At 59.2% G+C, this 11,316-nt stretch carries 10 protein-coding genes; 7 read left to right on the top strand and 3 right to left on the bottom strand.

The window, feature by feature from the left end:
* Positions 1-335 (bottom strand): ribosome biogenesis GTP-binding protein YihA/YsxC (gene yihA / locus AC1DLB_RS08770; RefSeq protein ID WP_477784879.1); only part of this gene is annotated, 335 nt, incomplete at its 3' end.
* Positions 336-526: 191 nt separating this feature from the next.
* Between yihA and AC1DLB_RS08765 the strand changes: the two genes are divergently transcribed.
* The 7 genes from AC1DLB_RS08765 to AC1DLB_RS08735 all read left to right on the top strand — a co-directional run bounded on the left by AC1DLB_RS08765 (position 527) and on the right by AC1DLB_RS08735 (position 7,790).
* Complete coding sequence (locus tag AC1DLB_RS08765; RefSeq protein WP_138866577.1) at positions 527-817, top strand: c-type cytochrome; 291 nt, start codon at positions 527-529, stop codon at positions 815-817.
* Positions 818-863: 46 nt separating this feature from the next.
* The gene (locus tag AC1DLB_RS08760; RefSeq protein ID WP_007940706.1) at positions 864-1,475 is read left to right on the top strand and encodes a c-type cytochrome; all 612 of its coding nucleotides are present in this window, start codon (positions 864-866) and stop codon (positions 1,473-1,475) included.
* A 198-nt stretch (positions 1,476-1,673) separates the two neighbouring features.
* Entirely contained in the window at positions 1,674-2,315 is a 642-nt protein-coding gene (locus AC1DLB_RS08755) for a thiol:disulfide interchange protein DsbA/DsbL (RefSeq protein WP_018927277.1), read from the top strand.
* A gap of 14 nt (positions 2,316-2,329) precedes the next feature.
* Complete coding sequence (locus AC1DLB_RS08750) at positions 2,330-3,190, top strand: endonuclease/exonuclease/phosphatase family protein (RefSeq protein WP_007940704.1); 861 nt, start codon at positions 2,330-2,332, stop codon at positions 3,188-3,190.
* The gene (locus tag AC1DLB_RS08745) at positions 3,191-5,218 is read left to right on the top strand and encodes a GGDEF domain-containing protein (RefSeq protein ID WP_477743518.1); all 2,028 of its coding nucleotides are present in this window, start codon (positions 3,191-3,193) and stop codon (positions 5,216-5,218) included.
* A 102-nt stretch (positions 5,219-5,320) separates the two neighbouring features.
* The gene (locus tag AC1DLB_RS08740; RefSeq protein ID WP_064615664.1) at positions 5,321-6,100 is read left to right on the top strand and encodes an N-acetylmuramoyl-L-alanine amidase; all 780 of its coding nucleotides are present in this window, start codon (positions 5,321-5,323) and stop codon (positions 6,098-6,100) included.
* Positions 6,101-6,173: 73 nt separating this feature from the next.
* Entirely contained in the window at positions 6,174-7,790 is a 1,617-nt protein-coding gene (locus AC1DLB_RS08735) for an EAL domain-containing protein (RefSeq protein WP_477784878.1), read from the top strand.
* A gap of 12 nt (positions 7,791-7,802) precedes the next feature.
* On the opposite strand, the gene AC1DLB_RS08730 is transcribed toward AC1DLB_RS08735, so the two are convergent.
* The gene (locus tag AC1DLB_RS08730) at positions 7,803-9,593 is read right to left on the bottom strand and encodes a KinB sensor domain-containing domain (RefSeq protein WP_477784877.1); all 1,791 of its coding nucleotides are present in this window, start codon (positions 9,591-9,593) and stop codon (positions 7,803-7,805) included.
* Positions 9,594-9,603: 10 nt separating this feature from the next.
* Entirely contained in the window at positions 9,604-10,950 is a 1,347-nt protein-coding gene (gene algB / locus AC1DLB_RS08725; RefSeq protein WP_018927282.1) for a sigma-54-dependent response regulator transcription factor AlgB, read from the bottom strand.
* Between the last annotated feature and the right edge of the window lie 366 nt (positions 10,951-11,316).

The raw sequence follows: 11,316 nt of genomic DNA, 5'->3' as shown, positions 1-11,316 counted from the left end.
CTCTCACGGCCACCCAGATAGGCTTCCAGGTGACGCTGCCAGTGCCTCTTCAACGGGATCGGTACTTTTGCATAACCGTAGCCTGGCAGGTCGACCAGACGGCGTTCATCGTCTAGCTTGAAGAAGTTCAACAGCTGTGTGCGACCCGGTGTTTTCGAGGTCCGTGCCAGGCTGGCGTGGGTCAGAGTATTCAATGCGCTGGACTTGCCGGCGTTGGAACGCCCGGCGAAGGCCACTTCAAAGCCTTCGTCGTCGGGACATTGGTCGACTTTGGCGGCGCTGAGCATAAAGGTGGACTGTTGGCACAGGCCGAGGATGGGATTCTTGAGTTGCATGGGATTTCCGATGTGGGCGGCGCCGGGAATGGACGCGGCAAGCAGTGTCGTTTCCGTTTCAGTGACGCCAGTATATAATGCCGCAGATTTTGTGTGCGCTTTGTCCCAGCGTAGGATGAAGTTCACGAGAGCGATTGACCTTGATTGCGCATTAGAACGCAGCACGCTCTCAACCCTGAAAAGGTCGTTTTATGACGAAATGGCTGCTAGCTGCCGGTGTCTTGATGCCGCTTTACAGCGCTCAGGCTACACAGGATCCGGAAGCTGTGTACAACCGTGTTTGTGGTGCCTGTCATTCCGGCCAACTACCCATGGCGCCCCGCAAGGGCGATCAGGAAGCTTGGACGCCGAGGTTGGCGAAAGGTATGGAGACGCTGGTGCAACACGTGACCCAGGGTTTCAAGGCGATGCCGCCGCGTGGTTTGTGCATGGACTGCAGTGCCGAGGATTACCGAGACATCATCCAGTGGATGAGCGAGTAAACCCGGTCCATAACTCTTTAACCCTTAGCCGTAGTTGGATTAGCTGATGAACAAATTGATCGTGAGTCTGCTGTTGACCGTGGGGATCTCCGGTATTGCCCATGCTGCAGGTGATGCGACTGCTGGTCAGGCGAAAGCCGCAGTATGTGGCGCCTGTCATGGCCCGGATGGCAATAGCATGGCGCCTAACTTTCCGAAACTGGCAGGCCAGGGCGAGCGTTATCTGAACAAGCAGCTGCACGACATCAAGTCCGGCAAACGCACGGTACTGGAAATGACCGGCCTGCTGACCAACCTCAGCGATCAGGACCTGGCCGATATCTCCGCCTACTTCGCCAGCCAGAAAGGCAGCGTCGGTGCCGCCGACCCGAAAATCGTGGCTCGCGGTGAAGCACTGTTCCGTGGCGGCGACCTGGCCAAAGGGCTGCCAGCCTGCACCGGCTGCCACTCGCCCAATGGCGCAGGCAACGCAGCTGCCGGCTTCCCGCACCTGGGCGGCCAGCATGCTCAGTACGTCGGCAAGCAATTGACCGAATTCAGAAAAGAAGAAGGTGGCCGGACCAACGACGGCGACACCAAACCAATGCAAAGCATCGCTAAAAAGCTGAGCGACGAAGATATCGCCGCCGTCTCCAGCTATATTCAAGGCTTGCACTAAGGCCTGTGATCGAGCGTTGTGAGTGATGTACATCTCTTGCAACGTTAACTCTCGATTAATCCGTCGATGCAAACATAAAAAGGGTAGCTTTGGCTGCCCTTTTTTGTGGCCGCTGCCGTTACACTACAGAACTCAAGCCCGCCGGAATCTGTCTGAAAACAGGTCGCGCGAGGCGCCCAAATTGTCCAGGAGTAAAGCATGCGTAATCTGATCATCAGCGCCGCACTCGTCGCTGCCAGCCTGTTCGGCATGACTGCCCAAGCCGCCGAAAAACCTGAAGCGCCCTATGTCGAACTGAGCAACCCGGTCCCGGTGGCCGAGCCTGGCAAGATCGAAGTCGTGGAGCTGTTCTGGTACGGCTGCCCGCATTGCTATGCCTTCGAACCCGTCATCAACCCATGGGTTGAAAAGCTGCCTTCCGACGTGAATTTCGTACGTATCCCGGCCATGTTTGGCGGCCCTTGGGATGCCCACGGCCAGATGTTCCTGACGCTTGAGGCCATGGGTGTCGAGAGCAAGGTTCACGCTGCGGTGTTCAACGCAATCCAGAAAGAACACAAGAAACTGACCGACAAAGAAGACATGGCGGACTTCCTGGCGACCCAAGGTGTAGACAAGGAAAAATTCCTGGCCACCTTCGACTCCTTCGCCATCAAGGGCCAGATCAACAAAGCCAAAGAGCTTGCCAAGAAATATGAAATCTCCGGCGTGCCTACCATGATCGTCAATGGCAAGTATCGCTTTGACATCGGCTCTGCCGGCGGCGCCGAACAAGCGTTGAAACTGGCTGACCAACTGGTCGCCAAAGAGCGAGCGGCAACCAAGGCCGTTGCCAACTAAGCGCGGCGACCGCCATGCGCCGCTGGGGAACTGAACGCATCGTTGGCCTGCACGACCCGCGGGTCAACGAGCATCACCTGGAATCAACGGGGTTGCCCGTGGACAGCCGTCTGCGTTTGCTCAGTTTCAATATCCAGGTCGGCATCAGTACCGAGCGTTATCGGCACTATCTGACCCGCGGCTGGCAGCATCTGCTGCCGCACACCGGGCGTGCCGACAACCTGCAAAAAATCGGCAATCTGCTGGGCGACTTCGATCTGGTCGCCTTGCAGGAAGCCGATGGCGGCAGCCTGCGATCGGGCTACGTCAATCAGGTCGAACACCTGGCGCAGCTCGGCGCCTTCCCTTATTGGTATCAACAACTCAATCGCAATCTCGGTCATCTCGGCCAGCACAGCAATGGCGTGCTCAGCCGCCTGCGCCCGTGGGCGATCGAGGATCATCCGCTGCCGGGGCCCAAGGGTCGCGGGGCCATTCTGGTGCGCTTCGGCGAAGGTCCGGAGGCGCTCGTGGTGGTGATGATGCACCTGGCGCTGGGCGCTCGCGCCCGTAGCATGCAACTGGCTTACATCCGCGAGTTGATCGGCGGTTATAAGCACCAGGTGCTGATGGGCGATATGAATACCCACGCCGGTGACTTGCTGCAACATTCCCCGCTGCGCGATTTAGGCCTGCTCGCGCCGCAGATGGAAGCGACCTTTCCCAGCTGGCGCCCACAGCGCTGTCTGGACCACATTCTGCTCAGCCCCACCCTGACGCTTGAAAAGGTCGAGGTGCTGGCACAGCCCATTTCCGATCACCTGCCGGTCGCGGTAGAGATTCGTCTGCCGGGCTCGCTCACGGCCGATGCATTCCCCGCGTTGAGTCCTGCCTGAATGAGCGACGAAGCACAGCGCTGGAAAGAGAAATACCTCAAAAGCATCGAACAACAGGAAAAGCTCGAACGTCGATGGGACGCCCGGCTCGACCTGCTGCGTCGCGGACTGGTGCGCAGCACCCTGGCTGCCGAAGGCACCGATCGCGCCGTTGACCTATGCATGAAGGAAATGCGCGAAGTCATACGCACAGACGACATGGACGCCGGCCTGGCAGCCTTGCTGCCGCGCCTGGAAAAAGCCGTGCTCGACTCCGAGCAACGCCGGGAAACCCGGGTTGATCAAGTCAGCGCCGCACTGACGGCGCTGGTCTCTCAGTTGCAAGCATTGCCGCTGCCACGGGAAGTGAGCCGGCCACTGAAGAGTTTCGCCAAGCAGCTGAACGGACGTGTCGGCCAGGCTCGCGAAATCCCGTTGCTGCTCAGCGAACTGAGCGGCTTGCAAGGCAAAGCCTTGAGCCTGTTGGAGAACCCTGTGGAACCGGGTCGTCCGGGTTTTCTGCAGCGCCTGTTCGGTAGCCGGGATGCAGACGAGGCTGCGCCACAGATCGCCGCCCCCGAATTGCCAATGCCTGCACCGCAACCTGTCGAGCCGGTTGCAGCTCCACTGGCCGAACTCCCACTCGCGACGGTCAATCTCGCGCCAGCCGCCAACAAACCGCAAGCCGTTGAAGCTGCCCTGCCCGCCGCTGCGCCCGCTGAACCCGTGGACACTCCGGCTCCCACAGCAACAACGGCACCCATAGCCGAAGTCGTGGCGTTCGCCCCGCCCATCCTGGAGCCAGAGGCCACGAGCAGCCAGGCCCCGGAGCCACAAATCCAGCCGAACCTCGAACACCCGCAAGAGCCGGCTCCATCGATCGCCGTACCGGCCACCCAGGCTCCGCCGGCAATCAACCCGGATGAACTGATCCCGGAGGCCAGCGATCCGCAAACGTCAGAACACGACATTCTGTATGCCCTGCCGGACTCGCCGGAACCGTCCTACAGCTCTGTGGCCAAGCACATCGAAGACACTCTGCTGGGCCTTCTCGACGACCTGACGCTGCCCGAACGCCATCGACCGCAAGCCGAAGCGATGCGCAATCGTCTTCAAAACGGCTTGAATTGGTACGAACTGCTACCCATCCTCGATGATCTGGCAACATTAATGCTGGCCATTACCGACAGCGGCCAACACGAATTCGAAGCCTATCTGCAACGACTCAACGAACGCCTCGAATCATTTCAGAGCAACCTGCAAGCCGCCAGCGAAGGCCACGCCGACAACCGCTCTGCCGCGCGAGTGATGGACACGCAGATTCGCGAGCAAGTCGACGGCCTGCAAAGCAGCATGCAGGACGCGGCGGACCTCGATGACCTCAAGCACATGCTGGAAGACCATCTCGAAGGCCTGCTCGGCACCATGGACCAGCACCAGAAGCAACGCGACGAGCGCGAGCAGGAAGTCGCTGCCCGCCTGCAAAGCCTGGCTGAAAGGGTGGCCCACATGGAGCAGGAAGCGCTGGGCTACCGCGAGCACCTCGAAGAACAGCGCCAGAAGGCTTTGATCGATCCGTTGACCGGCCTGCCGAATCGAGCGGCCTGGAGCGAACGGCTGGACCACGAAATCAGTCAATGGCAACAACACGGCAATACCCTGTTGCTGGCGATGCTCGACCTCGACCATTTCAAACGCATCAATGACAACTACGGCCATCTCGCGGGCGACAAGGTGCTGAAAATCATCGCCAGTGTGCTGCGCAAGCGTCTGCGCGGGACGGACTTCATAGCCAGGTTTGGCGGTGAGGAGTTTGTGCTGTTGATGCCTGCCACGGCGCCGATGGCCGGCGCGAAACTGTTGGAAACCTTGCGCGCATCGATCGAAGCTTGCCCATTCCACTTCAAGGGCGAGCGAGTCACTATCACCATTTCCATGGGACTGACCGCCTTCAGAGCGGGCGAACATAGCGACCTGGTGCTTAAAAGAGCTGATCAGGCGCTATATCGCGCGAAAAACACCGGGCGTAATCGGATAGAACTGGGCTGACAGTTAATTGTTCCATTTTGTTTAAAGGCGCGCTTTTGCGGTCGGCGCGCAAGGCAATACGTTACACTGTTGCATTATTGTCTCGTGTATATTGCCTCCACCATGAAACTTCTTGCTCTTATTGCTTCGCTGCTCGTATTAGCCGGTTGCGCCAGCGGTCCCCGGATTGACACCAGCCACCCTTCAGTCAATCACGACAGCCGTATTCAGTTCGTGGTGATGCATTACACCTCCGCATCCCTGGAGGACTCGCTGCAATTGCTGACCCATGGCGAAGTCAGCAGCCACTACCTGATCGGCGACGACGAGCACGCCACCATCTATAAGCTGATGGATGAAAATCTTCGAGCCTGGCACGCCGGCGAAAGCCAATGGCAAGGCCGGACCTGGCTGAATTCCAGTTCCATTGGCATCGAAATCGTCAATCCGGGCTTCCAGGACACCCCGACCGGGCGTCTCTGGTATCCCTACAGCGAAGCCCAGGTCCAATCGATGATCTTTCTGCTCAAGGACATCAGCAAGCGCCAGGGCATCAGCCCTCGCCATATCATCGGCCATAGCGACATCGCCCCCATGCGCAAGCTCGACCCTGGCCCGCTGTTCCCCTGGAAACGCCTGGCGGCCGAAGGCCTGGGAATCTGGCCGAACGAGCAGGCCGTGGCGCGTCAGCAAGCGCAGTTCGCCGTGCAGCTGCCAAGCATCAGTTGGTTTCAGGCACAACTTGCCCGCCTGGGCTACGCCACGCCACAAACCGGCGAACTGGATGCAGCGACACGCAATGTGCTGGCGGCTTTTCAGCTGCATTTTCGCCCGTCCCGTTTCGACGGCACGCCGGACGCGCAAACCGCGGCGCTTCTCCAGGTGTTGAACCAGACAAAATAATGACGCCCGCCCGACGGTCAGGGTCTTTTCCCAATCAGCAGCTATAACTCATTGGTAATCCTTCGGATATTCCATGATGACGGCTGCTCGAGAGAAGCTGCGTAGCTGGTTCTATCGCCCTTGGTTTCTGGCGACGCTGGCGGCTGCCTTGAGTGCCACGCTGCTGATGACCGGCAGTCTGTTCATTGCGATGCATCAGGTCGAGGACAACGAAAGCCAGGAGATGAACGCCCAGGGGGAGCGCTTTCTGGTCCGTCTGGAGCAGCTGTTCGGGCAACTGCGCGAAAGCCTCGACGACCTTGAAGCTCAACCGCTGCGGGGCTGCGATGATGAAATGATCGCCACATTGCAGCAAGTCARCTTCAATTACCGCTTCGTTTACGAAGCCGCTTACATGGATGCTTCAGGAATCTGCTCCAACCGCCCACGCCAGGAAGGGCTTTCGGTGATCCGGCCACCGGACATCGAGGGCCCCACCTACAGCTATTGGTTGAACACCACCACCGAACCCGATGAGAACCGCGCCGCACTGATGCTGGGGCGTGGCAATTTCCGGGTGGCTACGTCTCGCGGGCATTTGACCGACATGGTTGATCTGTCTCCGGGGAGCAGCCTGCTGGTGGTGCTCGACCACGACACCCGCGCGATTCCCGTGCTCGGTGCCGAGCAGGAGTGGCCCCCGACGCAACCCTGGCCCCCGAAAAATCACGATGCACTGCAAGTCACCCCTACCCGCCTGATTTACCGAATGCCGACCAACACTCCCGAATACCAACTGGTGCTGATCACCCCGCGTACCGGGATGCATGTGCCGGCCGTTTGGTGGTGGCTGCTTCCGGCCAGCCTCGCGCTAAGTGCCTGCGTAGGCATTCTGGTGTTTCTGCTGGTGCGCCAGCGTCAATCACTGGATGCCGAACTGCACGGCGCGATACAACGAGGCGAATTGCAGGTGTTGTATCAACCGATCTTCGACCTCGACAGTCGCAACTGTGTCGGAGCCGAAGCCTTGCTGCGCTGGCGAAGGCCGGACGGCACCTTGACCAGCCCCGAGCTGTTCATTCCCATGGCGGAAAACACCGGCCAGATCCGCCAGATGACTGATTTCGTATTACAGCGCCTGCTGGAACAGCTCGGACAACTGTTGCGCGCCAATCCGCAGTTGTATATCTCGGTCAACCTGGCGGCCTGCGACGTCATGGTGCCGCGTATCGGTCAGGTGATGGCGCGCCTGCTGGCCTTGCACCGTGTAGCCGCCAGACAGATTGCCTTTGAGGTGACCGAGCGCGGATTGGTTGATGTCGTGGTGGCCAGAGAAAACCTGCAGGCCTTGCGCGATGTCGGGCATCAGGTGCTGATCGATGACTTCGGCACTGGCTATTGCAGCCTCGCCTACCTGCAAACACTGCCCGTGGACTGCCTGAAAATCGACAAGGCATTTATCGACGCGCTGGGTCATGACGCCGCCAGCAGCGGCGTGGCACCGCACATCATTCGCATGGCCCAGGCCCTGCAACTCAAGGTGATTGCCGAGGGCATCGAACATGAAGCCCAGGCAGAGTTTCTGAGCAGCGAGGGGGTGAAGTTCGGTCAGGGCTGGCTGTTCGCGCACCCATTGAGCGCTGTGCAATTCATCGAATTGATTACCCGTGGCCGCCGACAGGCAACGCGGCGTCTGGATGACGAAGACTGAGAGGGTTCAGGCTTATACCGCCAGCGCCATGTAGAACTGCGAACCCTGCCCCGGCCGTGAATACACGCCCATCCGCCCACCGTGCAACTGCACGATCTCCTTGCACAGCGCCAGACCGAGCCCGGCGCCGCCCTTCTTGCGGCCGACCTGAACAAAAGGCTCGAATATCCTTCCTTGCTGGCTGTAGGCAATGCCTTCGCCGTTGTCTTCGACACTGATAATCACCCGCTCCCCATGACGTCGAGCCTGCAAACGTATCAGCCCGTCGCGGGAGGTATGACGCAAGGCGTTGTCGATCAGGTTATCGAGCACCCGCTCCAGTTGCGCCTGATCAGCTTGCAGCCGTGGCAACGTTCCCTGCACTTCCACCAACAGCTCAATGCCCTTCTCCTGCGCCGGGCCGGCAAAGCGTGCCTGGGCCTGCTCCAGTAAATCTTTGATGGAGCACGGCGCCAGGGTGAGTTTTTGCAGGCCATTCTGATAGCGAGAGAAATTCAGCAGGTCGTTGATCAACTGCATCAAGCGCTGCATTTCTTCATTCACGGTGTTCAGCAAGTCGGCCTCACGGGAATCCTCGGCAAAATGCGCCCGCTCGCGGARCAGGCCGAATGCCATGTGCATCCCGGTGACTGGCGTGCGTAACTCATGGGAAGCACGCAAGACGAACTCGCTGCGCACCCGTTCGAAGGCACGCTGCTCGGTGACGTCATGCAACACCATCACGGCGCCGAGAATATGCCCCTGGGTATGGCTGACCGGCGTCAGGCTATACGTCAGCAATCGCGACTCCCCGTCAACCTCGATGCTCAGGTCGTCCGGCACTCGCTCCAGGGTGCCGCCGCGCAGCACCAGGTGCAGTTGTTCATCCAGTTCGGGACGCTCAAGTGCCGTGCCCAGCCCTTGGCCGAGACGCTCGGTGTCCCAGCCTAACTGGCGCTGAGCCACCGGATTGAGGTGCTCGAGCTGACCTTGACGATCAATGATCAGCAAACCGTCGTCGATGCTATCGAGCACTGCTTGCAAACGCTGCTGTCCGGCGAGTAGCTCGTCGATATTAGTGGCTTGGTGCTGTCGCAGGGCCTCGGCCATGATTCCGAAGCGTCGGGTCAGCTGGTTCATTTCCACTGCGGAGGAAATCGGCAGAGTCACTTCGAAATTGCCTTGGCCGATGTTGTCAGCCGCCGCCGCCAGGGCCTCGATCGGAGCTCCGAAACGCTGGGCGATCGCATGGGCGGTAATGAACCCGATGAACAGCACCCCCACCCCGATCAACCCGAGCAGGCCGGCAATCAGCAACGCGCGGTCCCGGGCCTGGCGTTCGGTTTCACTGATGTTATCCAGCGCGCGCTTCTGTTCGGCGATCAAACCGTTGCGCAACGTGTTGAATTTTTCCGTGAGATCCCCGCCCCCAGTGAGCACCTGTGCCGTATCGCGGGAAAGATCGTAGGCCTGCAGAAAGCTCTGGTAATCAGCCTTGGCCTTTTTGAACCCGTACTGGGCGCCCTCGCTGGACGGCTCGCGAGCAATGCCTTCATCGAGCAATTCGAGGTAATGCTGTCGGGATGCCTCGAGCGCCGCGGGATCAGGCTTCTCGCCGAGCATGATGATCAGTTGATCACCCAGGGTCTGGCGCAGCTTCAATCCCAGGTCCAGCCTGACGAAGTTGTCACGGATCAGGGCCTCCTGTGTACCAGCCATCTGCATCACGCTGACCAGGCCTAGCAACAGCCCGAGCAGCGCCACGGTGATCAAGGCTGAAATACTCAGGAACAACCGGGTGCGCAATGTCATCGCCAGTTTCATCGGGTGCAGCTCACAGGTTGTACTGCTTGCGTTTGCGGTACAGGGTCGAGGCGTCGATACCCAGGGTCTTGGCCGCCTGATCCAGGGTATCGGCGGTGGCAAGGACCGCGCCGATGTGGGCTTTCTCCAACTCATCCAAGCTCAACGCGGCGCCAATGCGTGGCGTATTGTTGGTCGGAGCTTCGGCCATGCCCAAGTGGCTGATCTCGACCCGCTCCTGCGGACAAATAATGCTCGCCCGTTCCACCACGTTGCGCAGCTCGCGGATATTGCCGGGCCAGCGGTAGCTGAGCAGCGCCTCGCGGGCCTCGTCGCTGAAACACCGGGCCGGACGCGAGTATTCCTTGACGAAGCGCGCCAGGAAACGGTCAGCCAGGTTCAGGATGTCTTCCCTGCGTTCGCGAAGCGGCGGCAGGTGCAAAGTGATGACGTTCAGCCTATAGAGCAAATCCTCACGAAAGCGCCCGTCGCGGACCATGTCTTCAAGGTTGAGGTTGGTAGCCGCGAGGATTCGCACGTCGGCGCGACGGGTCACCGGGTCACCCACACGCTCGTATTCCTTGTCCTGGATGAAACGCAGCAACTTTGGCTGCAAGGTCAGGGGAAAATCGCCGATCTCGTCGAGAAACAACGTTCCGCCATCAGCCTGATTGACACGCCCCAAGGTGCTTTCGCTGGCACCGGTGAACGCGCCACGGCTGTGGCCGAAGAGTTCACTGTCCATCAATTCCGCTGTCAGGGAGGGGCAGTTGATGGTGATGCAGGATTTCTTCTGGCGTTTGCTCCAGCCATGAATGGCCTGTGACAGCTCACCTTTACCGGTGCCGGACTCTCCGAGAATCAGAATGTTGGCGTCGGTACTGGCGACCTGGCGTGCGGTTTCAAGCACCACTTTCATCGCCGGGCTGTGGGAGTCCAGCCCCTCCTTGGGTTTACGCACTTCACCTTCGAGGGCTTCCAGGCGTGCCGAGAGTTGCCGCACTTCCAGCTGTTTGGCGGTGGCCAGACGTAACTGATCAGGGCTGCAAGGTTTGACCAGATAGTCGGCGGCACCGGCCTGAATTGCATCCACGGCAGTGTCTACGGCGGAGTGAGCGGTGACGATCACCACACGCATCCAGGGCGCCTGAATTCGCATCTGGGCCAGCACATCGAGGCCATTGTCTTCACCCAGGCGCAAATCGAGGAAGCACAGATCGAAAACCTGACGCTGCAACAAGGCTTCGGCCTGAGCAGCGCTGGTCGCGGTGGCCACGCTGTAGCCTTCGTCTTCGAGGCAATAGCGAAAGGTTCGAAGGATGGCGGATTCGTCGTCCACCAGCAGAATGCGGCCTTGATGCTCAGTGGCTGATTCCATGTTCCTACGCTCCTTTAATAGGTGTTCTTGGTTAGTCCCGGAAAAATCGGGCAAGTTGCATGATTGATTCTGGTCGATTCCAGCCACAACAGGCTATCTATCTACTCAAAGTTCAGCTAATACGCTGATTTATTTGAACTTTTATTTACAGACCATTCTTTCAGCGATTGCCTGCGTCCCTTTCTGACATCTACGCCCTCCCCGCAATTCCAAAAATATTGAAAGTGCCTGCGAACTCATCGTGCATTACGCACGACTGCAAACGGATCATCGTGCAGGATGCGTCTAAAACGTTTTCTACAAACACAATAACCTTTTGATTTCTATCGTATTTATTCTTTATTAAAGCTGGCATGCAGGCTGCAA

This window comes from Pseudomonas sp. 05N434, from assembly GCF_056396965.1.
This window is presented reverse-complemented; position numbering and strand designations above follow the sequence as displayed.

Bases quoted from the DNA above. Each gene is read 5' to 3' on its own strand.
- AC1DLB_RS08765 (WP_138866577.1), top strand. From the start codon at position 527: ATGACGAAATGGCTGCTAGCTGCCGGTGTCTTGATGCCGCTTTACAGC.
- AC1DLB_RS08760 (WP_007940706.1), top strand. From the start codon at position 864: ATGAACAAATTGATCGTGAGTCTGCTGTTGACCGTGGGGATCTCCGGT.
- AC1DLB_RS08755 (WP_018927277.1), top strand. From the start codon at position 1,674: ATGCGTAATCTGATCATCAGCGCCGCACTCGTCGCTGCCAGCCTGTTC.
- AC1DLB_RS08750 (WP_007940704.1), top strand. From the start codon at position 2,330: ATGCGCCGCTGGGGAACTGAACGCATCGTTGGCCTGCACGACCCGCGG.
- AC1DLB_RS08745 (WP_477743518.1), top strand. From the start codon at position 3,191: ATGAGCGACGAAGCACAGCGCTGGAAAGAGAAATACCTCAAAAGCATC.
- AC1DLB_RS08740 (WP_064615664.1), top strand. From the start codon at position 5,321: ATGAAACTTCTTGCTCTTATTGCTTCGCTGCTCGTATTAGCCGGTTGC.
- algB (WP_018927282.1), bottom strand. From the start codon at position 10,950: ATGGAATCAGCCACTGAGCATCAAGGCCGCATTCTGCTGGTGGACGAC.